The sequence below is a fragment of the Vibrio kanaloae genome (assembly GCF_024347535.1).
Lineage (GTDB): Bacteria > Pseudomonadota > Gammaproteobacteria > Enterobacterales > Vibrionaceae > Vibrio > Vibrio kanaloae.
Genome location: NZ_AP025497.1, coordinates 668,304 through 694,734, shown reverse-complemented (window position 1 = coordinate 694,734; position 26,431 = coordinate 668,304). Strand labels below are relative to the sequence as shown.

At 42.0% G+C, this 26,431-nt stretch carries 22 protein-coding genes; 4 read left to right on the top strand and 18 right to left on the bottom strand.

Annotation, left to right across the window (positions count from 1 at the left end):
- Window positions 1–32 precede the first annotated feature (32 nt).
- From OCV24_RS03330 to OCV24_RS03320, 3 genes are all read right to left on the bottom strand, one after another.
- Entirely contained in the window at window positions 33–1,913 is a 1,881-nt protein-coding gene (locus OCV24_RS03330) for an ATP-dependent zinc protease family protein (RefSeq protein ID WP_150878316.1), read from the bottom strand.
- A 289-nt stretch (window positions 1,914–2,202) separates the two neighbouring features.
- Window positions 2,203–3,027 carry a M15 family metallopeptidase gene (locus OCV24_RS03325; protein WP_150878318.1) on the bottom strand — a complete coding sequence of 275 codons (825 nt, stop codon included), beginning with the start codon at window positions 3,025–3,027 and terminating at the stop codon, window positions 2,203–2,205.
- An 80-nt stretch (window positions 3,028–3,107) separates the two neighbouring features.
- Entirely contained in the window at window positions 3,108–3,836 is a 729-nt protein-coding gene (locus OCV24_RS03320; protein ID WP_150878320.1) for a DUF429 domain-containing protein, read from the bottom strand.
- Window positions 3,837–4,330: 494 nt separating this feature from the next.
- On the opposite strand from OCV24_RS03320, the gene OCV24_RS03315 reads away from it, so the two are divergent.
- The 3 genes from OCV24_RS03315 to OCV24_RS03305 all read left to right on the top strand — a co-directional run bounded on the left by OCV24_RS03315 (window position 4,331) and on the right by OCV24_RS03305 (window position 8,109).
- Window positions 4,331–5,269: a hypothetical protein gene (locus OCV24_RS03315; protein ID WP_150878323.1), complete on the top strand. Its 939-nt coding sequence runs from the start codon at window positions 4,331–4,333 to the stop codon at window positions 5,267–5,269.
- Window positions 5,270–5,466: 197 nt separating this feature from the next.
- Window positions 5,467–6,234 (top strand): 1-acylglycerol-3-phosphate O-acyltransferase, encoded by a 768-nt coding sequence (locus OCV24_RS03310; RefSeq protein WP_137007441.1) that lies wholly within the window; start codon window positions 5,467–5,469, stop codon window positions 6,232–6,234.
- A gap of 327 nt (window positions 6,235–6,561) precedes the next feature.
- Window positions 6,562–8,109: an alanine/glycine:cation symporter family protein gene (locus OCV24_RS03305; protein ID WP_017056722.1), complete on the top strand. Its 1,548-nt coding sequence runs from the start codon at window positions 6,562–6,564 to the stop codon at window positions 8,107–8,109.
- Window positions 8,110–8,270: 161 nt separating this feature from the next.
- On the opposite strand, the gene OCV24_RS03300 is transcribed toward OCV24_RS03305, so the two are convergent.
- From OCV24_RS03300 to OCV24_RS03290, 3 genes are all read right to left on the bottom strand, one after another.
- Window positions 8,271–8,864, bottom strand: a complete 594-nt coding sequence (locus tag OCV24_RS03300; RefSeq protein WP_017056721.1) for an acetate uptake transporter — start codon at window positions 8,862–8,864, stop codon at window positions 8,271–8,273.
- A 374-nt stretch (window positions 8,865–9,238) separates the two neighbouring features.
- Window positions 9,239–10,789, bottom strand: a complete 1,551-nt coding sequence (locus OCV24_RS03295) for a Na+/H+ antiporter NhaC family protein (RefSeq protein ID WP_136978925.1) — start codon at window positions 10,787–10,789, stop codon at window positions 9,239–9,241.
- A gap of 1,009 nt (window positions 10,790–11,798) precedes the next feature.
- The gene (locus OCV24_RS03290; protein ID WP_150878325.1) at window positions 11,799–12,728 is read right to left on the bottom strand and encodes a LysR family transcriptional regulator; all 930 of its coding nucleotides are present in this window, start codon (window positions 12,726–12,728) and stop codon (window positions 11,799–11,801) included.
- Window positions 12,729–12,829: 101 nt separating this feature from the next.
- On the opposite strand from OCV24_RS03290, the gene chrA reads away from it, so the two are divergent.
- Complete coding sequence (gene chrA, locus OCV24_RS03285; protein WP_017056717.1) at window positions 12,830–13,972, top strand: chromate efflux transporter; 1,143 nt, start codon at window positions 12,830–12,832, stop codon at window positions 13,970–13,972.
- 125 nt (window positions 13,973–14,097) lie between these two features.
- Here chrA and OCV24_RS03280 read toward each other — a convergent pair whose 3' ends face one another.
- Genes OCV24_RS03280 through OCV24_RS03225 form a run of 12 tightly spaced genes read right to left on the bottom strand, consistent with a single transcriptional unit; the run spans window position 14,098 to window position 26,431 of the window.
- Window positions 14,098–15,027, bottom strand: a complete 930-nt coding sequence (locus OCV24_RS03280; RefSeq protein ID WP_077680793.1) for a glycosyltransferase family 2 protein — start codon at window positions 15,025–15,027, stop codon at window positions 14,098–14,100.
- Window positions 15,020–16,801, bottom strand: coding sequence for a hypothetical protein (locus tag OCV24_RS03275; protein WP_150878327.1), 1,782 nt, complete (start codon window positions 16,799–16,801; stop codon window positions 15,020–15,022). Before OCV24_RS03275 ends, OCV24_RS03280 begins: the two co-directional genes overlap by 8 nt.
- An 18-nt stretch (window positions 16,802–16,819) precedes the next feature.
- Window positions 16,820–17,824, bottom strand: a complete 1,005-nt coding sequence (locus OCV24_RS03270; RefSeq protein WP_102507388.1) for a tetratricopeptide repeat protein — start codon at window positions 17,822–17,824, stop codon at window positions 16,820–16,822.
- The gene (locus tag OCV24_RS03265) at window positions 17,821–18,792 is read right to left on the bottom strand and encodes a type II secretion system F family protein (RefSeq protein ID WP_077680796.1); all 972 of its coding nucleotides are present in this window, start codon (window positions 18,790–18,792) and stop codon (window positions 17,821–17,823) included. The genes OCV24_RS03270 and OCV24_RS03265 overlap by 4 nt, the downstream gene beginning before the upstream one ends.
- Window positions 18,793–18,795: 3 nt before the next feature.
- Window positions 18,796–19,761: a type II secretion system F family protein gene (locus OCV24_RS03260; protein ID WP_077680797.1), complete on the bottom strand. Its 966-nt coding sequence runs from the start codon at window positions 19,759–19,761 to the stop codon at window positions 18,796–18,798.
- 9 nt (window positions 19,762–19,770) lie between these two features.
- Complete coding sequence (locus tag OCV24_RS03255) at window positions 19,771–21,222, bottom strand: CpaF family protein (RefSeq protein ID WP_077680798.1); 1,452 nt, start codon at window positions 21,220–21,222, stop codon at window positions 19,771–19,773.
- Window positions 21,223–21,255: 33 nt separating this feature from the next.
- Window positions 21,256–22,470 carry an AAA family ATPase gene (locus OCV24_RS03250; RefSeq protein WP_102507386.1) on the bottom strand — a complete coding sequence of 405 codons (1,215 nt, stop codon included), beginning with the start codon at window positions 22,468–22,470 and terminating at the stop codon, window positions 21,256–21,258.
- A gap of 25 nt (window positions 22,471–22,495) precedes the next feature.
- The gene (locus OCV24_RS03245) at window positions 22,496–22,993 is read right to left on the bottom strand and encodes a TadE/TadG family type IV pilus assembly protein (RefSeq protein WP_170963274.1); all 498 of its coding nucleotides are present in this window, start codon (window positions 22,991–22,993) and stop codon (window positions 22,496–22,498) included.
- Window positions 22,993–23,433, bottom strand: coding sequence for a TadE/TadG family type IV pilus assembly protein (locus tag OCV24_RS03240; RefSeq protein WP_077680800.1), 441 nt, complete (start codon window positions 23,431–23,433; stop codon window positions 22,993–22,995). Before OCV24_RS03240 ends, OCV24_RS03245 begins: the two co-directional genes overlap by 1 nt.
- 2 nt (window positions 23,434–23,435) lie before the next feature.
- Window positions 23,436–24,701: a TadE/TadG family type IV pilus assembly protein gene (locus OCV24_RS03235; protein ID WP_077680801.1), complete on the bottom strand. Its 1,266-nt coding sequence runs from the start codon at window positions 24,699–24,701 to the stop codon at window positions 23,436–23,438.
- 16 nt (window positions 24,702–24,717) lie between these two features.
- Entirely contained in the window at window positions 24,718–24,987 is a 270-nt protein-coding gene (locus tag OCV24_RS03230; protein ID WP_029627027.1) for a hypothetical protein, read from the bottom strand.
- Window positions 24,977–26,431, bottom strand: coding sequence for a type II and III secretion system protein family protein (locus OCV24_RS03225; RefSeq protein WP_150878329.1), 1,455 nt, complete (start codon window positions 26,429–26,431; stop codon window positions 24,977–24,979). Before OCV24_RS03225 ends, OCV24_RS03230 begins: the two co-directional genes overlap by 11 nt.

Sequence of the window (26,431 nt, the reverse complement as noted above, 5' to 3'; positions counted from 1 at the left end):
CTGTTCTATTACGAACTTAGATAAGTTTAAGTTTAATCCATATCACCTAGCACATAATCTTCATCACTGCTCACTACTGCACCGTGCTTTAAGAAGTTCTTGCCTAGGATCATGCTGTACTCAAAGCGAGAGCGATCTTGAAGGTTTACTCTCACCTCTTTCTCTAAGTCACCTAACCTAACCTTCATTTCAACGACAGGGCGAATGTTCACCTTCTCGCCTTTCTTGGCTTTGATGCGCATGACCTCAATCACTGGCTTAGTGAAGTCTTGCTTATCGCCTTGGTTGTTTTGATAGGTAAAGCTCACCATGTCTTGGCCATCTTTCTTAAATCGTTTGATGTTAACTGCATTCATTGAGCTCACATCCGCACCAGTGTCGAGCTTAGCCGGGAACTTCATGCCGTTAACTTCAACGACTTCGATGTGCCCAACTTTAAACAGTGGCTCCGCTTTCAATAGGTAGTCTGAGCGCGTGTTTACATAAACGCCCTCTTTCGCCATCTTCTTACCTAAAATAAAGTACGCTTCTTTCTCATTTGTATTGAGCACGTCGATAGCAAACTCTTGCGTACGCACGTTTCCAGACACCAAAAACTCACCGCTGACAACCGGACGAGTATCATCACCGACTTTAAGCTTCTTAATAATTGGCTTGGTCACCTTCTGCTTCTCACCATTTACATCGGTAAGATAAAATTCAACGGAAGCATCTTTGCCTTTACCAGTCATCTCAAAGCTGTCGACCTTCAACAAAGGCGTGTTGACAGTAAATGAAGCAATAGCTTTCATATGGAAACCATCTAATGTGATATCTTCTTCCGGTGAGATAATCAGTGGCTCAGTCTTCTTCGCTACCTCGCTAAAATTATCAGATCCTTCAGAGAGAATATTTTCAGCGTTGGTATCAATCATGAAAAGTTCGCTAGCGGTGCTTATACCAAATCTCAACTGTGACTCGCTACTCGCGCGGTCACGTAGGTACACCAGAACGTCTTTGGTTGTGTTTTCATCGAGTTGAACAGGCACATACACCAAAGGTCTCTTCTTACCGCTCACGCTTAACATACGAACCAACGGCAATGTCATCTCTTTTTGCTTACCGTCGTGATCGAACATATCAAACGTCACTTCACTGTTCTTCTTATCTACATCGATATCTTTTGCGTGAAGAATACTGTAGCGATTTTTTAATGAGAAGGTCGCGTTCATCGCCATTCCGGAGATAGACACCACTTCTTTACGGCCAACAACCGTCGCGTTTTCCTGCTCTTGCAAATAGTCGTAACCAGCAAACACTAAAGCGTTGTCAGCAAGGAAGGTTTTACCAATCAGCACTGGCGCAGAGAAGTGACTTCTGTCGGTCAGGTTAACGTCTGTTTTTAGCTCTTGGTCTGCAATGGTAAGCGACATTTTTACGGTAGGGCGAAGTAAAGGCGTGCTGCTGGTGCGGCTTCGTATCATGCTGACACGTTCTAAAGGCGCTTCGATTAATACCATGTCACCCGTACGTGGGTTTTGAACCTTGAAAGAGACCACAGCCTCATATTTCGCAAAGGTACTGCCTTCCCAGTCATTGTAGTCAACATCACTATTGTTCAACACATCTTCGGATAGCGCCGCCATCAACTCTTTGTCTTTGAGGTTTTGGTAGTCGGGATTAGAGCTCTTCACATGAATGTCTTCAGCATGCATAGAAGTGGTTTCTGCACCAGTATCAATTTTACCAATGAAAGGAACGTCTTTAAGCACTTGAACACTAGAGAGGTACACATTCTCTGTACGGCCTAGTACCGCTTTACCATCGAGTTCGTAAGTCGGGTTTTGAGTGGTGTGTGAAGTGTCTGTAGCCAAAGAATATTGTGAAAAAAGTAGCGTACTTAGAAGAGTTAGAGCCAAAGGTATCTTTTTCATTAGTTGGTCCGTTGTGATCAGTTCACTAATAATACTAGTGATTGGGCAAAGAGTTCCCCCACCAGCAATGGTTCTCACATAACGTTAACGCTATGAGTTTTTCAATGACAAACCGATGACTTTGCGCTGCATTCGCTTATCGATTATTGACTAATGGATACCCAATAACCTGTTCAATACGTGGTGTTCTATTGAAAAAATGAATACAAAAAAGGCCAACGACGAGCGCTGACCTTAGCTATTAAAAACACACATGAAGCGAGTTTAACTTGCTAAAAAACAAACGGTTCTAGATAAACATAGTACTAAAAGTCCCGACTGTTTTCTTTGCACAGATAGCGCGAGCTTTTTCTACGTTCTCATCTTTATTTTTGAGATAGCACTGTCGATAAGATTCGACGTAGCGCTCAAATAACACCTTGGCTTCAGGTTGGGGTTTAGAAAGCAGTTGGTTAACGAACTTTCTTGAGCCGACCTCAAAATGCTGAGTATCGATTGGGCTGTTCCAATCCCCTCCCCAGATCATAAACCCGTGATGGGCAAACAGCTCCACCACATCTTCAGCCATACCGCGGCGTTCTATTTCATCACGCGCACGAAAGCGAGTACGGTTCACATAGCTTGTTGCAGATTGTGAAGGCTTTACCGTGATTTTTCCGTTGCTATCGAACTCTAAGAAAGGGTTTTGAACTGGGTTGATGTCTATCGCCACACCATAAGCATGCTTCGACCAACCTCCTCCGCCGGTAATAGGACGAGCGTTAAACGCACTGCTGTTGTTAGCGTCCATCGAGGCGTTATCGTCACCTCTGAATTCACGCATAAGGCGAGCAGAATGAAGAGAAAAATTACGCTGTTTAACCTCTGAAAAGATTTGTTCAACAGCAGGTGCAACCACATCAAGCACGATCATATTGCCCTGTTGCGTTTCCCCCTTGAAATTAATGAAATCGAAATCCACTTTGGATAGTCGCTCACAGCCAACGGGCGCACCACGACTCAAGACATTGTTCTTTTTCATCATGTCGCATTGCCATTGAGATATAGGGGCAACTTGGGCATAACTCGCAGCACTGAGCACAGTGGCCAGCCAGCCGACAATAAAACGTTTCATATCAAAGACTCAAAAATAGTAAGAGTGAAAGTAGCAGAGTTGGAAAATAACATATTAAGCCAAGTTGAGCGCACGCTTTGTTAGCGCGTTTTGTCCCAATAGACAATCTCTCGAACCCGTCCGTTCTGGTCGACATCAGCTTCTCCACCAACATCAGAAGGCTCTGGTAAGGTCGATAATTGCGGAGCGTAATAGGCAACTAACATCAATACAAATGCATCATAGATATCGTCTATCGTCATGTCTTTACGCTTGGTGTTTGAAATGGCCAACGCCAAGCCTTCACACCATTGAGGAGCAACTTGCTGAATAATAGAAAGCCGTTCCTCTTTGCCCTCTTGAGTTCGTTTGGAAAACGTCAGCGGTTCGCCTTTCAAAGCTGCAAACACCACCTCAGGATGTGATTCCCTGATAGAAAGGCTTGAGTGAGATTCAATTAGCTCATCAAGCTCGCGGATCTTCGGAACAATCCCCCAAGTCTGTTTAGAAAACTTCTTATCAAGCTGATCCACATTGGCACAGCACGCCGCAATGTAATCGGTTTGATAAACCGCCTCTCGGCACGGTACTGGAAACACCGAAGAGCCCCGTTTGCTGGTAAGGAAACGTCTTGCTGCTTTGTCGCATAATCTATCTGGAGTGAGCGAATCGCTAAAGCCAATAGGCATGTCGATTAACGCTGTTGCTTTCGTAAGATCATCAACCAGCTCATCGAGCGTGTTTACCACTTTAAACGTAGGTGGCTCATTGCCAGTGGCAACCCAAGCGATCCAACCCGCCTTGCAGCCATCAATTCCGATGTATTTCATTATGTTCTCGATGATTAGTTTATTGAGGTCTATTTTGGACAACTAGCCCACTTAATGATCAGTGCCACTCACTAATCAACAGTCTGCTTTTTACACCACGTACTTGTAAACCCATTGCTTCAAACACCTCTTCGAAGTCTCGGCAGTGGGGTGGAATATTGGGTAAAGAAAGTGCCGCTTCAGAAAAGAACTGCTGTTCAAAATAAGTGGAATCGATGAGGACATATGTGTTATTGGAGTAAGGAAACTAACACCATAGTAATAGTGGCCCTACCGGATTACTAGTGGCACATATAAGTTCAGCCACCTCCATCAACATTCATCGTTAGTAGCTGTTTTATATCAACATATCTCTATCGAGCCATTCCAGTGAGAAACACCTAACATCAAACTCCATAGAAAAGTGAAACAAACAAGGTGCAAGCTGACGTGCGAACAGAGATAATTGTTTGAAGATGATTAACTCGCCTCAAGCGCCTAGCTGATAAAGACTAATGAACACATACTCGCACATAGATACCCCATTCAACCTGCGCCACACCTGCTGGTTTTGTGGTGAACCTTCCAGTAACCTTGTTGAATTTCCTAAGACAGCGCAGGCTGTTGCCAAGATTGGCCATTCACCAATAGTGCTGCCGGCTTGTAATGAGTGCGCGGGTGTTAGGTATGCAAAAGATCTGACTTCGATTTGGGCGGTGCGCGATCAGATAAAACACGCACTCATCGATAAATACGCTAAGCACTTAGGCATAGGTGAAAATTGGACGGAGCAAGAGCTTATTGATTCTGATTTCTCGGGTTCGACGCTTGGTGGGTTTGGGCGCAGCGCGTGGAAAATGTATCAAATAGCCAAGCAACGCGTCGATTATAGAGGCTGGCCTTTGTCGGTTGATGACATCCCACTTGAGGTATACGACGAAACCAGTGGCTTTGAGTTTGACGGTACTCGTTATGCCTCAATCAATTCGTGTATCGACTATTTCACCAAGGCAGCAGGCGTAGACAAAGAGCTGTTGTCGCAGCTTGTCGACATTGTTTCATCAAACCGATTTATCTACGCACTGCGAATCGCTAAACTGAATAAGAATGTCTCTAACACCAAACGCTCGGAGATCGTCGAAGAGGTGTTACAACAAGAGTCTGAACAAGAAGAGATATTGCTTGAGCAAGCTAATTCAATGTTTAACCCAAACGTCGAAGAGGTGAATATTTCAGGCTCAATAGCGCCTGTATTTTCCATTCAGTGGGCGTTGGCTAACAAGGTTAAAGATTTAGCCCACCTTTGTGCTCTCGAAGATGAGTATTTTGACTATTTCGAGCACCTCGGCGGCCCTGCAGCTTTCATGTCCTATAACGGCCTACAACTCTACTTAGAATCGCGTCAAGATCCGGAATGGGTAGAAAAGTCGGATCCAAATAAACAGTATTGGTGATCATCAGCCATTACTGGTGAACACGTGTAAGCTCGATAACTGTGTCAAACACCCATTGTTAGTCCTTGTTTTATATAAAGATCTAAAAATAGCCCCCTATCACAGTTAATTGTTGCAATTCGGTTAAATAGAGTGAAAACTTCAAGCATCTAAAACTATTTAATCACTGCCATCTTGCGGTGAGTAAGGAGTGAATTGTGCTTGCTGTTCTTCGTATTATTTTGGCTACGGTGTTTATTATTTTCACCACTCTATGTGCTTTTGTTTACTGCTTGTTTAGCCCCAAGAACCCCAAGCATGTGTACGTTTTCTGTCGCTGGTTCAACCAACTCCAAAAGATCATCGGTGTAAAACTGGTGCAGCGCGGCCTAGACAATGCCCCAACACCAGAAAACAGCGTCTACATATCTAACCACCAAAGCATATTGGACTTTGTGACCGACCCTGGAATGTTAAGGCCTCGCACGGTGACATTGGGCAAGCGCGATTTGTTGTACGTTCCTTTCTTTGGTCTGCTGTATTGGATCACCGGTAACATCATGATTAACCGCGAAGACAAGTCCAAAGCACGCGATACCATCAAGCAAGTGACGGAAGCGATTCATCAGAGAGATCTGTCTGTTTGGGTTTACCCTGAAGGAACCCGTAGTAAAGGGCGTGGATTATTGCCATTCAAAACAGGCGCTTTCCGAATGGCGATTGAAGCTGGTGTGCCTATCACCCCAATGTGTACCAGCACCACACACAATAAGATCGACTTGAATCGAGCCAATAATGGCATTGTGATCACCGAGATGCTTGAACCTATCGATGTTACTGAATACAAGCTCAGTGATGCTAAAGCGCTTGCCAATCGCTGTCATGCATTGATGGCTGAGAAAATAGCTCAGCTAGATGAAGAAGTGGCGCATTTAGAAACACAAGCTAATCCAGATCTGGATTCAGATAGCTCTTATACACGCTAGCCCTTTGTAGGTTGACGGCCCCATATTGACTCACGATCAGATGGCTCACATAGGTCAATAACCTTCCGCTATTACCCCGCACTTTGCTTGTTCGTTTTAATCATTATTTATGCACTTAGTCAAACAAAAGAAAAAGCAATCAGTTGCATTTGAGGTTAAATAAAACGATTTACGAACTAGCACTAAGCGTTAACAAATGCCTCCTGTAACTTGCTTTATGTCACAAGAATTCTATTGCGTAGTTAAATAATTTAACACTTACATTACAAGTGAAGTATTGTGTTGTTCGAAAAACAATCATAAGTAAAACTAACAGGGAAAATACTCATGCAGTCATTCGTTGATTTTTTGAATGGAATAATCTGGAGTCCAGTACTTATCTACCTATGTTTAGGTGCTGGTTTGTTCTACTCCATCATGACTCGATTTGTACAAATCCGTCACTTCTTTGAAATGTGGCGCTTGTTACTTTCGGGTAAAAGTTCAACCAAAGGTATCTCATCTTTCCAAGCTCTAGCTGTTTCGCTATCTGGCCGTGTAGGTACAGGTAACATTGCAGGTGTTGCTGCTGCTATCGGTTTCGGTGGCCCAGGTGCGGTATTCTGGATGTGGGTTGTAGCCTTCTTTGGCGCCGCGACTGCTTTCGCAGAATCTACGTTAGCGCAAATCTATAAAGAAGAAGACGAAGGCCAGTTCCGTGGTGGCCCGGCTTACTACATCGAAAAAGCGATGGGTCAGAAATGGTACGCATGGATCTTTGCAATCGCGACTATTTTTGCTTGTGGTATTTTACTTCCAGGTGTTCAGTCAAACAGTATCGGTAACGCTGTAGAAGCTGCATTTGGTTCAGGTGCTATGATCGAAACAGCTGTCGGTACATTCAGTTTCGCTAAAATTTTCACTGGTACTGTTGTCGCTATCATTCTTGGTTTCATCATCTTCGGTGGTGTTAAACGTATTGCGAACTTCACGCAGATCGTTGTCCCATTCATGGCATTGGCTTACATCATCATCGCGTTCGTTATCATCCTACTGAACATCGGCCAAGTTCCGGTTGTTTTCTCTATGATAGTTAGTGATGCATTCACACCTATGGCGGGCTTCGGTGCTGCAATTGGTTGGGGTGTTAAGCGTGGTGTTTACTCAAACGAAGCGGGTCAAGGTACTGGTCCTCACGCGGCTGCGGCGGCAAGTGTTGATCACCCGGCTCAGCAAGGTCTGGTTCAATCCTTCTCTATCTACATCGATACACTTCTAGTCTGTTCTGCAACCGCGTTTATGATCATCATCACTGGTGCTTACAACGTTCACGGCGGTGCAGAAGGTGTATTCCTTGTTCAGAACTTAGCAGCCAACATTGGTGCGAATGGTCCTGTATTTACACAGCTTGCAATTGAAAGTGCTCTACCAGGGGTTGGTAAGCCGTTCATCGCATTTGCTCTGTTCTTCTTCGCATTTACAACGATTCTTGCTTACTACTACATCGCAGAAACGAACATTGCTTACTTACGTCGTACCATCAAAATCCCTGGCATGATGTTCGTACTTAAGCTTGTTCTTATCACTGCGGTTTTCTATGGCACAGTAAAAACAGCGAACCTTGCATGGGCAATGGGTGATGTAGGTGTTGGCTTGATGGCATGGTTAAACATCGTCGGTATTCTGATTATCTTCTTCATGTCTAAGCCTGCGCTTAAAGCACTGGCTGATTACGAAGAGCAACAGAAACAAGGCGTCACTGAGTACACGTTCAACCCTGTGAAACTAGGTATTAAAGGGGCGACTTACTGGGAAGAGAAGTACAAGCGTAAAACAGGTAAGTCTCCTGAAGCTGAAGCTGCAGACACTAAACCTGTAGAGCAACCTTCAGCTTAAGCTTGTGCCTTAACAAATGGATCGCTTTAGCAAATAGTTCGCTTTAACTCGCGCTATTAATAACGCATAAAAAAGGGGTTAGCCATTTCGGCTAACCCCTTTTGTTTTATTCATAACCAATAAACGGCTTATAACAAACTAACTGTTCCCGAGTTAGAGTATTAAGCAGCGATTTCTTGTGTTGCCAGTTGAGGTGCTTTCTTCTCACCGATAGGCAGAACTGTGCGGCCGTATTCGTTGTTGATTACTTGTGCCATTGCAAAGTAGATAGCTGAAGCGCCACAGAAGATACCTTCAAAACCAGCGATAGTGCCGATGAGTTCGCTACCAGTGAAATCACGAGCGGCAAGTAGGAAGAACAAGATAGTTAGTGAACCGAATACTACTTGCTTCGCTACTGGGTAGCATAGAGAACCGATGAACATGAAGCCAGTGAAGATGCCCCATAGAAGTAGGTACCAACCCATGAATGCAGCAGGGCTTGCTGGTAGGCCCATGTAAGGCATTACGATCAAACCAACTAGAGATAACCAAAATAGGCCATATGAAGTAAATGCAGTCGTACCGAACGTATCACCACGTTTGAAACACATAGTGCCCACGATAACTTGGCTCAAACCACCGTAAAAAATACCCATTGCAAGAATCATAGAATCGATTGGGAAAAAACCTGCATTATGGATATTAAGAAGAATAGTGGTCATACCGAAACCCATTAAGCCTAATGGCGCTGGGTTAGCTAGTTTGGTCGACATTACGAATTTACCTTATTAAAGTGGTTAATTAAAAAAAAACGATAAAAATTATCATAAAATTTTAATCTATAAACCGTACGACTAGGTAATCCAGTTATCGAAAACTAAGATTGTACAAATGATCTTATGGAGAATTGATTTTATGGTGAACATATTGATTCATTGAAATTATCAATTAATAGGATCTCTATCGCGCTTGTTTGTTTAGGTACGAGTAAACGAGATTCGGAATGCGGAGAAGATGTTTAGACTGAAGTAAGTGAGATGCAGGTTATAAAATGAAGAACAATAGATAGAGAGCAAGCTTTTCGTTACTCGTTTACTCGCATCCCGTATCTATTCATTAAACCTCATCCCTCGTTTGTAATCTTAAATTACGCTTGTTGTATTTTAGAATCAGAGACTTGAGGTTGAACTTCTGAAGAAGCGTTTTTACTCGCATCACGCTTGGCTAGCAGTGTCACCACAAGCAACTGAACAACAAGAGCACCCAACACAACCAGTGCACTTCCCGTAAAGCCTGCCACTACAAAACTAATCAGAGCAATAGAACCGTTCATCAACGCATAAGGAAGCTGTGTCTTAAAGTGTTCAAACTGATCACACCCTGCCCCTGTTGAAGAAAGAATCGTTGTTTCAGAGATCGGTGAGCAATGGTCACCAAACAAACCACCAGACAACACTGCGCCAATTGCGACGAGTAGTGGTGCATCAATCGCAATCGCGGTTGGAATAACCAATGGCATCATTATCGCGAAGGTTCCCCACGACGAACCGGTAGCAAATGAAATAATGGCCGACAACAAAAAAGCGACCGCAGGCACTAGCCAATAAGGGAAACCACTCTGTGCTTGCTCGGCAATATAAGCCGCTGCACCCAACTCTTTACCGACTGTACTTAACGCCCAAGCCAATACCAAAATGATCGCCACTGGCATCATGTTTCCCATACCTTTTAAGTACACTGAAACACCATCAGATAGCTTTCTTACTCCGTAGTAAGCCATGAGTGAAATCAAGGTGATCGCGGCAAAGAAGTAAGCCGATGATAAAGCTGCTCTGAACGATGAACCCGCGACCTTTTGGAACGGGAAGCCTTGTGGAACCAACATGGCACACAACACCACCAGCATCACTAACAATGGTGCCCAGACAAAAGATGCTGTTGCATTTTTATGCGAGAACGGATTTAGTGATTCGTTAATCACGCCAGAGTTAATTCCCGCTTGGCAATCACGCTCAGCTTTTGCCATTGGCCCAAAGTCTAAACCTTTAACGGACACGAGCGGAACGATGAAAATCGCGAGGAATGCGTAGAACTGAAAAGGAATTGCACCGATGAACGCATCCCAATCGGACATGTTGACATTCAACGCCGTAAACTCTTTTTGGATCAGGCTCATGATGTAAACGCCCCACCCAATGAAAGGAATAAGGATGGCAACTGGCGACGAGGTTGAGTCGATAATGAATGCTAGCTTCTGTCTAGAAAGTTTCAGTTTATCGAAAAGGGGACGAAAAACAGGGCCAACGATTAAAGGGGTGCCTAAGTCAGAGAAAAATATAACGATTCCACCCAACCATGCTGACAATTGAGCTTGGCATTTATTGCTTACCCACTGAGTCACTCGCTTTGCAAACGCAACGCCACCACCTGACTTCTCCATCAGAGCAACAAAGCCACCGATGAACACCAACAGCATGATCACACCAGCGTTGTAGCTGTCAGTAAGTTGGGGGACTAGGTAACCTTTGACCATGGTACCAAACGTATCAAGCGGATTGAGTTCGCTAAACATGCCAGTCAGCATCGCAACACCACTTAGCACGCCAGCAAAAAGGCCAATCACCACATTCCTTGTCGCCAACGACAACACCAAAGTAATCACAATGGGGATGAGTGACGTGATATCTGTCTGTTCCATAGGTACACCTTAACCCTAAAATAAAAGAATAAATATAAATTAAATTTGAATATAAATTCACATAAAGTATTTGTACAGAACTTTATTTCCTAACAGAGTAATTAGTCTTCACATAGGGGTTAGGTCGCTAAAATAGCTTGGAAGAATTCATGTCGCTAATCGTTTTTAGACTTGAATTTCTAACCTCATTGATCGCTTCGCTGATTTGTGGTGAGCATTCGGAAGAAGCGGAAACAGGCCTAGCAACGTCTTATTATAAGTAGATAAGCTGAATATATATCGGTCACAGAAGATCGTTAATCAAAGGTCAGTCACCAGAGTCAAACAGAAAAGAAAAAGCGCTAGGGGGATCTAGCGCTTTAAGACCAACTAAGTCCGTTTAGCCTGGTAGAGTTTTTATCTATACCTATCAGATATAAACCATTTTTTATACTTCGGTAAATCAAAAAGCCTATTATCTACGACTGCTTTGAGTCGTAATCTAAGTATAGTCGGATTGTGAAAAATGGAAGGAATTATTTCGTTTATTTTTGTAATAGCAAATGAGCCTAAAGTAGAAAACCAGTCCAAATGAACTAACCTTTAATCATGATAGGAAATCTTGATGAGGGGTAACATGGATTCAGAGACGACAACCGCATAACCCGCTCCTCACAAAGAACAATCAAACTTATTGTTGCTTTACTTCATAAGTTTAGAAGAAACAAACTGATTTTATATTATGTTGGGTTCACGGCTCCGGTAACGCTAATTGTTAATTATTTTGTGCCTCATGAAGTTCGGTACAATATATACACCTACTTAGAGATCTTAGCTACAGTCTGCTACTTCACCTTGGGAGATTAGCCACTTCAATGACCAAGACTTATACCTCCCTTTAATGCAAAGGTAAGACATGAAAAGCGCAGATCTCACTGAACGTGGCATAATTGTCTTTGTGGGCATTGAGTACCCAAGATGCGCTTTGGCACTTAATAGTGCTACCTGATCAGAAAGAACTCATCATCAATCATTTGTCAGCAATAACAATTTCAACCGCTTGGGTGATTACTTTTCTTAAGTGAGTGTGCTTATCGTCTAATTCTTTTCCCTTACGGTAAACAAGCTGGATATCGAAATCTGGGACATCTATCGGCGGAGCGATTGCTATCAGTGAGCTATCAACATCAGGGGCATTTCTAGCGACTAATTTAGGCACAATACACAATAGCTTTCTTCCACTAATCAATCGCTTTACTGTTAAAAAGTTACTCGATGCAATTGCCACTTTTCTTGTGTAACCCAATTCGGCCAACTTGGTATCAACCGCCGTTTTTAGCGATCCGTTAGAAGACACTAAAGCGTGCTCCACAGAAACAAATGATTGCAGTGATATAGGCTGTTCAACATCCAAAACAGATTCATCTAGCAAGCAGACATGTTGCTCGGTGTAGAGAAGTTCAGTGCCATACAATTTAGGTGCTTCACCAAAACAGCCTATCGCAATATCTAGCTTAGACTCTTCAAACACCTGCTGATAATTGGTTCGATTAACGTTAAAAAATGCGACTTGAGAGCGTGGCGAAGCTTGCTTAATAAAATCGAAGATCATTGGACCGAACATCTGTTCCGCGTAATCGGTAAGCCCTATTTTCCAACTGCCTTTATAACTATCAACTTCGAACCTTTTAGACAACAGAACCTCAGATTGAATAGTCTTAAGCAACACATCGACGGTGCTTGATAATTCAATGGCTCGCTCAGTCGCTTCCATCCTACTTCCAACACGTTCAAACAAAGGGTCATCAAACAGCTTTCGTAATCTTTGTAGACTATGACTCATTGCAGACTGGCTAACGTAACAACGCTCCGCAGCCTTGCTTACACTGTTGGTTTTATGCAATGCCTGCAGTGCAATCAGCAGGTTAAGGTCAATACCTTTCCAGTTAAAATCAGCCATACATCCAAACCCATTTCATTAATAATTATAATTAAAATAATTAATTTGAATCATAATCCAACTGCACCTAAATTACGCTAAACCTTCATCTGGAATCGATCATGCTTTCAATTTTTAAAACTTTTTTCTTGCTTGGCTGGATTAGCTTTGGTGGACCAGCGGCACATATTGGCTACTTCCGTAACACCTTTGTTGAGAAACTGAATTGGTTATCTGACGAAGAGTATGGACAAATTGTTGCTCTCAGCCAGTTTCTACCCGGCCCAGGTTCAAGCCAAGTTGGCTTTGCGGTTGGCTACAAGAAAGGTGGCTTGACTGGTGCTATTGCCGCCTTTGTCGGCTTCACATCCCCATCTGTCATCCTGATGCTGATATTGGCTTTAGTGAGCAATCAGTTATTGGAAGCGCCACTGTTCAATTCAATCATTCACGGTTTGAAATTACTTGCGGTTGTGGTTGTGGCTGATGCAACGTTTGGCATGTATAAGAACTTTTGCCAATCGAAGGTAGCGACTGCCTTATGTGTGATTACTGCTATCGTGCTGCTGTTGGTTCCAGGGATCTGGCCTCAAGTTTTAGTGCTTCTATTTGCAGCGACCGTTGGCAGTAAGTTCTTAACCTCGCAAAAGCTAAGGACGGTTCCATCGACACACAAAATATCCATAACACCGCTCGTTATTTTCGTCGCCCTATTAGTTTGCCTTCCTCTGTTCAGCGCATACTCTCAGGGCATTGAAGTGTTTGGCCAGTTCTACCAAGCAGGCAGTTTGGTATTCGGTGGCGGTCACGTAGTTCTTCCTTTACTACAAAATGGTATTGGCGATCAACTATCGCAAGATGCATTCTTAACCGGCTATGCCGCGGCACAAGCGGTCCCAGGACCAATGTTTACATTAGCCACTTACCTAGGTTATGTATTAATGCCATCAGCGCCAATTACAGGTGCACTGCTAGCAACGATTGCCGTGTTCTTACCTGGCTTTTTATTGCTACTGGGCGTACTGAAGAATTGGCAAGCAATTGCGAGTAAACCTATGGTGGCGGGTGCACTTTCGGGGGTAAATGCGGCCGTTGTTGGTTTGCTGCTTGCGGCTCTATATCAGCCCATTTTCACTAGTGCGGTGAGCAGCGGCTTAGACTTCGCTCTGATCATTGTTGGTATTTGGCTATTGAAATCAGTCAAACTATCTATCGTTGGTCTAGTCGGGGCATTCATGTTGTTTGGTTTTATTACTGGATTATAGTTGCTATCTTGTAAGCGTAAGATGTCAACCAATGACTTCTTACGCTCATCATATTCATCAATAAAACGATCTAAATACTCAAGCTATTCCTGAACTTCATTCAAGTTTGTTCTCATGAATACACTTTATTCAGTTGGTTTGTTATCCCCTACTTTTAATATAGAGAGTACTCTCATCTCTCGCCTGCCACGTGATACATTGTCGAGTATCAAACCGCAAAAAAAAGACATCACCGCAATTAACGCAATAGAGCTAGACAAAATCGCAGTGGGCACCCTTTCGACTAGCCCGGTATCAACAAAATCTAAAATAACAGGAATCCCCAAGCTCAATGAGATGACACAAAGCAACATAGACAATACACCAAAGAAAAACATCGGCTTTACATCCCTCAATAAAAACAAGATAAAGTTTAGGATCTTGAGACCATCACTCAGTGTATTGAGTTTGCTGGTTGTACCTTCAGGCCTTGAGTGATACTGAGTCGATACTTCTTTAATGGACATATTATGATGTAGTGCATGCACGGTAAGTTCTGTTTCTATTTGGAAACCATCGCTGAAGATAGGTGCAGTTTTAACAAATCGATGACTCATTATTCGATAACCAGAAAACACATCATTCAACTGAGCATTGAATGCTAAATTAATCAGTGATGAAAACATCTTATTCCCAAAAATATGCCCTTTGGGGTAGGCCATTGAAGTTCGTTCTCGGCTTCCAATAATCATATCAAGCTTTTCAGTCTTCAATTGCTCGATCAACGCTGGACATACTGACGCATCGTAAGTGTCATCACCATCAGCCATCACATAGATATCAGCGTCGATATCAGAGAACATCCGCCTCACAACCTCCCCTTTACCTTGGCGAGGCTCATGTCGCACAATCGCCCCGGCTTGTAACGCCTCGTTTACCGTATTGTCGGTTGAGTTGTTGTCGTAAACATAAACGGATGCATGAGGCAAGGCTTGTTGAAAAGACGTAACCGTTTCGCCAATGGCTCCAGCTTCGTTATAGCATGGGAGTAATATTGCAACTTTCTGTTTATTCATGCTCACTCCTTACTTTAAAAACTCGGTAGCCATCCTCAATACCATCGTATGTAACGTCTAGCCAAGCCGGAATGTTATCCCCATGAAGCCTCCGAATTAAAGAGTCATCACTTCCAGACTCCTTAAGGAGAGACAAATGAGAGTCATTACCGATCAATATATAATCAACCTTTTTATCTATTATTTTGTTTCTTGCCAGAAGCATGTCCTCCTCTAACATGACTTCAATTAAAAATTGGTTACCTATAATATTTCGATGATAAGGAGCTGCAATAATACGGTTATTCGTCTTTGCCAATACGGGAGCCCCAGTTTCTATCCCTGAGAGAATGGTTTTCGAACTTATATCGTTATTTTTTAACACGCTATAGATATTCAGCGATTCTTCCTCTTCATCAAGAGTAGTTGTAATCCCCTCTGTTGGCGACAATGTAAGAATGACAACCGCTACTGCTAACGGTGCACCAGAAAAAATAACGGTAGCTTTTATGATTGAGGAACGAATGTAATCGGCTAACTGAAGAACAACATACGCTTGGAGAGGGGCCGCTAACACAAAACACAACCTCATGACCCTAATCTGCCAAAAAATCGCAAGGGCTAGGTTAAACATAAATATAAGATACAAAATTGTGCAGTGGTCATTTTTGTACTTAAAAAGTGGGTATAAAGTGGCAGGAATAACAAGTAATGCGTAATTTTCTATAGAGAAAAAACCGTGACTCGTAATATACCTTGCGATCGATTTAGCTTCGGCAACTTGATCAAGCCAATACAGCTTTAGTATCGGAGGGTAATCAATAAACAAAGCACTAGTGAGTGAGGGGTAAAGAATAACAACCGGAAGTAAACACATTAAACCGAGAATAACAAACAATGAAAACCTTTGAATGAAGCTTTTTCTCTGATTAGTCAATCGGTTGTAAACATTGACAAACACCCAACCACTAACAAAAAGAATGATGAGAATAAATGAGATTTCATCATATTTAAAAACAAAAAACTCATCATAAGGTCTATTCAATAAAAGTGCACAAGCGACCAAAAACGAACAAGTAGCGTATAACTTAGATACATAACCAAACCACTCTCGGCAAAAAAAACAGCAATACACTGTATAAAAAATAAAGAAAACCATAAATAACAATATATTATCCATCCCAGTCCATAAAGATAGAGACAGAAAAAAAGATTGAATATAGACACGCCATGATTGTTTAAGATCGATAATCTTGATAGGTGTTATAGATAAAAAGAGAGAAGCTAAAATAAGTTGAATATTATGATGGTCAATAGCACCAGGCAAGAAATGAATAATTGTAGGGGAAGATACAGAAAACATCATACTTATAAATCGATACTTTCTCCCAAAGTAATGCTCGCATAAGTAAAAGCATGCCAACACATATAGCAATAAATAAAACAATGGAACAACAGAGATTGAAATAGCATAAGCAAGATTATCATCAACCAGAAATAACAGTGGAAAAGCCACTAACGATAACATTAAGTCAGGAAATCGTGACCAATGAATAATAAGACCATCATCAGCGTTAAAGTCAGTCATTGGCTCCAGATACCAACGACCAGTTGTCATCCATTCCTGAAACTGAACAAAACGCATATAGTCGTCATTGTCATTCAGGTTAAGAGCTGAAACACTCTCCCATTTATTAAAAAATATGACAGTGGCACAAACTAGCCAAAAGACAGAAATTACAATGATATCTCTATTGAAGCTTTCACTTTTAGGCAATATGAATATCCTTTTCATTAAGCCAAAATCAAACCACTATTGTTCCATTTCTCTCACTTCAGCTAGTGCTCTATTCAGGTTCTCGTTGGCTACCTTGTAGTAAGAAGGTTTCTTATCGATGGCTTGCTGTAAATAAGGAACAGCTTCAGCAGGTTTTCCTTGCAGGATTAAGAAGTACCCCACATTATTCAACGCCTCCGACACTTCCATATGCCTCATAAATACATTGGTTGCCTTTTTTATGTCTCCTGATGCAAGGTAAATCAGCGCAAGGTTGTTCTGAGCTTTTTCATTGTTTGGCTCTATCTCCAAAGCTGAGCGAGTATATTGATACGCTTCCTTGTAGTTACCATACATGTAGTGGGAGTAACCCATATTCAACAAAGCTTTGACTGAGCTTTTGTCTATCGTCAGTGATTTTTTAAAGTACTCTTGTGCGATCTGATGCTTTCCGTCAACATCTTCCAACACACCAATTCCCATATAAGCCAATGCTGGAGACATACTGTCTACCTTCAAACTCGCCACTTCACTTTGACTCAACGCTTGGTAGTTTTGGATAGTTTCACTGCTTTTTAAACGAACTTGATCTGCATTAATCGCTTTAAAAAAATAGCTTCGACCTTCATCTGTACGGCGTTGCTTTGTATACAAAACACCTAATTGCTCCAATACGTCAGTATGCGCAGGATTAAAATCTAACGCTGCTAGGTAAGCCTTCTCGGCCAACGCATAATTGCCTCTAGTTGAATGAATTTGGCCGATAGTAAACAGAGTTTTGTCATGGAACTCTTTTTTTGGGAAAGACAGAGAACGTATATATTCATACAAAGCCAAATCAATATTGTTATCTCGCAGGGCAACATCACCACGCATGATTGCTTCTTTCTCACTGACTGGTGGAGCGTCACTGGTTAAAGTGTCAATTGGCTTACCCGAATACAGCTCGGCGTCAAATTGATTCGTTGGTTCATCTGAGGAAGCACAACCAAGCAGCAATAACGGTAACAGTAATAAAATAGACTTGTTATAAAACATCATAAACTTGCTCCAGGCGCACTTAATGCGTCCATTACGATCAGTAGTCCAGGACCAAGTGCAACAATGAAAAAACAAGGCCAAATAAATATCAGCATTGGGAATAGCATCTTGGTCGGTATTTTCGCCGCTATTTCTTCAGCAGCTTGCTGACGTTTATCTCGAAAATCTTCCGTATAATCACGAAGCGTTTGCGCTAAACTTCCCCCCATGCGTGAAGCATGTGAAAGCAGAGAAACTAGGCCTTCTAGTTCGACCAAACCTGTGCGTTCGATGAACTGCCTAAGAGCATCGGGCATCGTGACACCAGCTTGTATTTTGGCAAAAACCGTTTCCAATTCATCGGCCAATTCTGGCTGAGAAACATAGAGCTCCGAAGCCACTCTCCCAAGAGCGGCATTGAAGCCAAGTCCAGATTCAGTACAAACAACCAGAAGGTCAAGCGCATCAGGAACACCGTTTCTAATTTTCTTTTGACGTTCTTTTTGTAATTTGCTCAACATAATATTAGGAGTAAATGTGCCGAGAAATACGCAAGTCATAATTAATAAGGTATTATAACTACCACCTAATGATAGGTAATAAACCATAAAAGCAGCCACAATACCCATCAAGCTAGACAAAACTTTCAACGCATAGAAAACAGATAACGCACTTTTCTCATGGAACCCGGCATGCATTAATTTTTCGGAGTAAGTTTCATTGTCCCTTTTATTCCCTTTACCAATAAAAGGGCTAAGTGATTCTAACGTATTGGAGAAATCATACTGCTTTCTAGAGTTAGAATTTCCCTCTGCTGATATTTGTTTAAGTTTCTTATCTAAAGGAGATCTAGCACCTAACAACAGAAAACCAATGGTCAATGTGAACAAAACAGTCGTAAATAAAATCATCGCATAAATAACCATCTGAGAGCTTATTCCGAACTCTGCTAACGCCTGCTTCCAAACTTCGATATTTAGTAGTTCCATAGGTTAAATCTCTATACTAATGATTTTTTTAATCCATAACGAACCGATCGCTAAAAGTACAATACCGACGCTTACCATCGAAATACCACGCGGATCTTTATAAAGTGGATCAATATATTCGGGACTAGCTAACTTCAACGCAAAAAACAAACCAAACGGTGATAACGTTAAAATCCATGCGGATAAGCGACTTTCGGCTGAAAGGGTTTTTATTTTCCTTTCTAACTTAAAACGAGCTCTTAGTACTTCTGATACTTTTTGGAGATTCTCGGATAGATTCCCCCCAGTTTCTTTCTGTAACATCACCGCACTAGAAAAAGCCAACATTGAGACTGTTGGCACACGTTCGGCCATTTGTAAAATAGCCAAACGTAAATCATAGCCGTAATTAAGTAAGTTATAGGTATTTTTAAATTCGATACCAATAGGATCAGGCAACTCTTCTCCAACTTCATTAAATGACTGAACTAATGGTTGTCCAGCTTGTAATGCTCGTCGGATAATATCTAATGCTTCTGGAAGCTGCTCTTCAAATCGAGCCATTCTGGAAGTCACTCTGTTTTGAACAAATAAATACGCGATAACCCACACAGAGATAAATGCCGTAACACTAATGAACCAAGCTTGATTAGTCACTAGAGACAGTAATGAAAGCAATGCACCGCAAAGAAAAACAATAAGCAAGAACCGACTTAACGATATTTTCATACCAGCAAGCTCCAACATTTTCTTCAAATCAGCAAAGAAAGGGACAATTATTAGCCTACGGTCTACCGGTGAAAGGTCTTTGTTATAATGCTCTTTTAATAATGATAAGCTCTCATCATCAATATTACGTTGTGTCTCTTTCAATCGACGAGACAGCTCCCGGTGCTTCACTTTTTTACCCGCAGCGGGTAACAACAAAGCCTGCGAGATAAAAAGTACAGCTATAAATAATAGGGCTAATGAAACAGTTACATTATTCATAATCCCTCCTTAACTGTGAGTCTCTGTAAATAGCTCAAAGGGTAGGTTAAGACCACGTTTGACTAACTGGTCATGGTACTGAGGCACAACCCCCGTAGCCGTGTAATAACCTATGATATTGCCATCTTCATCAATTCCTTGACGTTGAAAACGGAAAATTTCCGACATAGTAATGACCTCGCCTTCCATACCGTTTATCTCTTGAATGCTCACCATGCGGCGCTTACCATCTTCTTGCCGCTCCATTTGAACAACTAGGTGGATAGCTGAAGCGATTTGAGCCCTTAAATTTTTAGTTGAAATATTCCAGCCCGCCATGGAAAACATATTCTCAACACGGCTCAAAGCATCGCGGGGAGTATTCGCGTGTATGGTGGCCAATGAACCATCATGACCCGTATTCATCGCCGCTAGCATGTCAACGGCTTCGCTACCACGTACCTCACCAACCACAATTCGATCAGGTCGCATACGTAAGGTGTTTTTAACCAATTCGCGCTGGCTTATTTCTCCCTTTCCTTCTAAGTTGGCAGGGCGAGTTTCCAGGCGAATAACGTGTGGTTGTTGAAGTTGTAATTCAGCCGAATCTTCTATAGTAATAATTCGTTGATCACGAGGAATGAAACCAGAAAAAATATTGAGTGTTGTCGTTTTTCCTGAGCCTGTTCCTCCAGATATGAGTATATTTAGCTCACCTTTAACTGCAGCTTCCACAAATTTAGCCATCTGCGGAGAAACCGAGTCATATTCCAGTAGGTTACTCATAGTTAAGCGATCAACAGCAAAACGACGAATAGAAACAGAAGGGCCATCTAGAGCTAAGGGAGGAATAATAGCGTTCACCCGAGAGCCATCAAGCAATCTAGCATCCACCATAGGTGATGATTCATCTATACGTCGACCGACTTGACTTACAATTCGATCAATAATATTTCTAAGGTGGCGATCATCAAGGAAAGTATAAGGCGTTTTTTCAAGCTTACCTCTGCGTTCGACATAAACACTTTTAGGACCGTTGACCAATATGTCTGACACTGTTTGATCAGCCAACAACGGCTCTAATGGACCAAGGCCAAAGACCTCATCTTCAATCTGCTTAATCACCCTTTTTCGACCTTCAGCACTTAGTGCATGATTGCGGTCGTCAGACATCAATTGCACGATAGCTTCGTGTAAATCAACTTTAGCCCGTTCTTTTTCTAAGCTCGATAGCAAACCGAGATCCAAAGTTTCAAGAAGCTGCTTATGGAAAAAATGCTTAATAGAGAGCTCATGTTCTAATACTTTGCGAGCTTCATTAACCGTTTTTTCTTTCTCTTCATTAACGTCTACTTTCTGAGTATTATTCGATATCTCTACACTTTGTAAACGCTCAACCGTATTAGCACCTTCGGACTCATGCGAAGTCTGTTCTGCTTTTTGTTCAAACTCTGGGTTTATATTTTTTCGTTTAAAGAACATCACAATCCCTCGTGTTTACTTTTCATCAATGCATCATGAAAACAACTTTTTCAACCACCCTTTTTCTTCGTGCTCTAGCGGTGAAAGAACATGAGATAAGTCAATAATAGAGCGAGTAATAGAGCTTTTCTTTCGAGATTGAACAAATGGCTGCCCCAAATTAGTACTCTCTAATGTAACCTTAAAATCATTAGGTATAAGGTGTATGTCATGATCACCTACCGCTTGTTCAATGTCTTTTAGCTTAATTGAATGTCGTTTCTCGTAACGATTTAGGATCACCTCTATCACATCACTTTGTAACCCATATTCAAACTTCAAAGACTTGATTAAGCGACTTGTGTTTTTTACTGAAACCAAGCTTTGTTGCGAAACCAAAAGTACTTTGGTGGCTGGTGATATCGCTGATGCAAACACATGATCTAAGCCTCTTGAAAGATCAATGATCACATAAGGGTAGAAGCGACGTAAGATAGGAAGCAATCGGCCTATTTTCTGAGCCTGTTCATAATCATCAGCATTGTTTTCATGCTTAAAGCTTAGGACATGTAAGCCAGACTCGTGCTTATTTACTAAAGATCCTAGAGATATCTCATCGAGATCATTGGAGCTGTTAATAGCATCAGAGATACTGTAAGTTGGAGTGATATTTAAATAATCCGGGATAACTCCAAACTGAAGATCAATATCTAGTAAAAGTACCTCTCCAGCGTGATGACTTGCCACTTCAATCGCAGTATTTAAAGCAAGCGTCGTCGCCCCCATTCCGCCTTTGGTATTCAAAAACAAGATAAACTCACCGTAACTGGAGTTTTCAAGCTTTTCCGATGCCGTTTTCTTTAATAATGGAAGTAAGTCAGAAAGAGTAACGGTATTAGGTAAAAAGTCTGATGCTCCTAAACGTAATGCAATCTTTATTGAACCACTGTCACTTTCATCTCCGAGCACCACTAAAGATAGCTCTTTATCTTCTAACGATAAATCATACCCTTGAAGCTCGACCATCTTTTGAGCCCAGCTACCACTGGCTTCTACGAAAATGAGCTCCGGAACATCAACACCTTTTAAATACTCCTCATTCATACCAGCTAAAGAAAATGATGTAATACTGACATTTCTGCATTTCTTGAGCTCTTGATTCACATGCGATTTAAAGCTTTCACTGTTATGAATTACCCACACTTTAAGATTCGTTTTTAAACGCGTAATATCATTCTCATTAGGCGTTATTTTGATCGCTTCCCCCATATATTCATCTCCTTTAAATAACCGCCTATGGGCATCTATTCCATATGTTAGTGCTAGTTTCAGTTTCAGGCCTCACTACTCCCAAACTTTCTGCTGGTAATATTGTTTCAAACGCAGGAGCAGCAAGAAATCCATTCGTACCTAGAAAGCTTAGGTTACTGATTAACTGAATGCCATAACCCGTAGCCCTAGCACGCACAAACTTAATAGTGCCAAAGTTCGCTTCAAAATCAGAAGTAACCTCTGCTCCACTAGCATCTAAGTAAGCCACTTCTAGGTTCGCACTAGTAAACCCAATAAGCGGTAAATCATCGACAACCATTCCCGCTATATTATCTCTATCGAGCACATAACATACCGTCGCTAATCGAGCAGCCTTTCTCGTTCCTTCACTCACCATTTGCAGCGAAAATACATAAACCCCTAACGATAAAATAAGAAAAATCAAGAGAAACATGAACGACGAGACTATAGTGAACTCAATAATGGCAAGCCCTTTGGTACGCCCGTTAAGCCTTTTCATCACAATACCCTCATCACCGAAGTTGCACTTAATGGAATGGCAAAATTCTCCGTAGAGAAGGGAATAGACAAGAAGTTTGGAACGTAGTCATACGTCACACTCACCTGCACATAATCACCACTACCAATAGAGTCAGGATCAGGAACAACCGTCACATCAGAGGTTGTCAGCGTAGATAAAATGGCTGTCCCTACGCTACTCTGACCATAAACCACCACATTTTTAATCTCCAAAATTGTTGCAATAGTGCCACCTTTGGTATTGTAAACCTCACTAACAGCATATCGTGCGCCATTTTGTACAGACTTAGAGAGCACATTGTGTTGAATCAGAATGTTACCTAGTTCAAGAACCAAAACCAAAAAGAACAACATTACAGGGGCCACGAGCACCATCTCCACGGCAGCAAAACCACATTGATGTCTATTAGATAAAATCATAATCAAGACTCCCCACTATCGGGGTCTTTATACAGAACAATCCTATAAGACCCTTCGGTTGTCGACTGATTACTACCAGAGCCACCAGCAACACTGCAAGAGTGGATAAACTCACCAAAAACGGCTGGTGTACCTGAGTTATTGGTTGGTGCCCTTTGCAGCAAGAAAAAGCAACCAATTTTATTCACGGTAAATTCAGTAGTACCGCCACTTTTACCTGAGCAATCCACCATAGGTATAGGTAAAATACGACGCCAAGCAACCCCATTAGAGGCGCACCCAGAACCACCACTTGCTATACAGGCGTTAGTATCTAACTTATATTGAGCGTAATCGTAGCTATCATCGAAAGTGATATCTCCTGTATTGGCATCAATCGTGATTTCATTGGTTGGTTCTGTGGTTACAAAATCTGAAGGGTAATCGGATGCAGACAAGCCACCGCCATAATCTCCAAAACGAGTATTCAAACCATCACCTGTCGGGCCAACCGTGCCACCAGGTTTGGTTGTGATATTTTCACCAATTTTGACTGGCTGATCATAACCACCACCTAAGCCTTCTTTGATTGTTTTACCACCAGAACCAAAGTCCAACAGGTGATAATTACCATTACCCATTTCAGATAAGCTACTGTCTCCCACCTTCAAGGCATGAACAGTCCCTACCTCATAGCCAAACACACTGGTTATGGCTTCTCCGGTTTCATCATGGTAACCATCTTCTGGAGAAATATCGTTATCGGAGGTGCCGTCACCAATGCACACCCCAATGGGTACAACAGGAGTATAATCGAGGCCTGAGCTAGGCCCCGCAACAGCACTTGCTGACACCTCTTTATCTAAACCAAACAACTGAATAAAAAACTCATCCATATCCAATGAGTCCACTCGAACACGCACATAAACATCATCGTTGGCACCGAAAGTGGCGGTTCCTGTAAAATCTTGTGGATCATTTGAATAATCAATGTTTATAGAGGCCGTGGTGAAATCAATTTCATGATTTCCCGTTGAAGCCGCCATCGTATTAAGTGCAGTAACAACCTCAGCGTCTACAGCGTCTTTATCTTTACTGCTATCTAATATGGTTGCAGCAGCCAACGTGGCAGAATCAACAGCATTTTGTAAGCGCGTTTTATTTACAATCATATGATTGATGTCTACAGCTAACGCTGAGACCGCTAAAAAAACTAATAAGGCAGCGGTAACCAATATCGCAACTAAGCCTTGCTGTTTTTTAGGACTTCGTGATACTCGATACAACATGTGAGTACCTCCAGATTTAATTAAACTCTTCTAAGATCTGGCTATTACTTCCGGAAAGGTCGTTTTCACCTCTTCCAACATATCGGTCGTAGCCAGTCTGCATCCGCTCCCCTGTACCATCCGGTACTATGAGTAAATTCTCTTGGGTCGCATTAGGGTTATACGTTTGTTCTGTTTTAACGAGTGCGACTGAATGCCCTAAGCGAGCATCATTTGCACAGCCAACTAACACCATCACGAGAAAGACCATCATTATTCTAATCATATCTATCTCCTTATAAGTCATGACCAAATGAGCCTTCACTACCACCATCATTTGGCGTAATGTCCTCTGAAGCTTTAGAACGTTCTGAACCTGATTCTGACGGCTCTGCAATGTAAGCGCTCCTACCTAACAAGTAATATTCCAAGTCATTAGAATTCACAAAAGCATCTGTCGGCAGGGTCACTTTATTTCTATCGATAGGCTTCGCCAACCTCGGAGTCACTAAAATCACGAGTTCAGTTTCTCCAGATACGTATTCTTGGCTATTAAAAAGCTGCCCTAAAATAGGGACATCACCGATACCAGGCATTTTATTACTGATGTCACGAACATTTTCACTCAATAACCCTGCAATACCAATGGTTTGTCCATCAGCTAACTCCAATGTTGAAGAAGCACTGCGTCGAGTGATCGGTGGGATAAAATAAGTCGCATTTGTGGTGCCAGGATCGATGGTCAATGAACTGCTGTTTGCAATCTCACTCACATCTACCGCTAGATTTAGATTGATTTTCTTATCGCTGAGTACCGTCGGAATGAACTTGAGCCCTACCCCATACTCTTTATATTCAATAGTAATACCGTCTTCGTCTGGCACGGGGATAGGAAACTCTCCACCCGCTAAAAATTCAGCCTTAGAGCCACTTAATGCTGTTAAATTCGGCTCAGCTAATACCTTTGCAACCCCATTTTGTTTAGCGACATCTAACGCGAAAGTAAACAGAGTATTACTATCAATGAAAGACCCTAATATTCCGTAGTCAGTTGAGGTGGGAATATCAAAGATAGGCGTAGCGCCTAGCACTCCCGCAGGAACAGACGATGCCCCCCAAGAGAAGTCCGAACCACTAGTTTGGAAAAAATGAAAATTGGCATCGAATTTTCTCACTAAGCTTCTTTGAACCTCAGCAACCGTTACTTCTAACATTACCTGTTGCGCACCACCAATAGACATCAAATTGATGACACCGGTAGCAGCGGCCTGCTCACTACCACTTTCTTTTGATGCGTCCGCGGTTTTCCCCGAAGAATACGTTTCCGCGATTCGAATCGCCACGTTCATTTGTTGTTGATTACTTACCTGACCACTCAACAACAATCGATTTTGTGCACTATGCACTTCAATCGTTTCGTCAGGCAAAAATTCATACAACTTTGCTTTTAAGCTATTAAGATCATGGGTAACTTCGATATTGATAGACTCGATCAACTGACCTCTTGAATCCCAAGCCATCAAATTGGTCGCTCCTAACTTTTTCCCGATTAGAAATAGTTCGTTGGATTTCAACATCACAATATCAAGAACTTCTGGGTCTCCAAGCGACACTTTGCTTGCTTTACCAGACAACACCACATGCGTTGATTTGTGATGTGGAACCGTGACTGTTTTTCCGGTTTGCAATGCAGCAAAGCTTGCGTTCGAAAAACAGATCAGACTCAAAATACACGCTAATATTATTCTCAT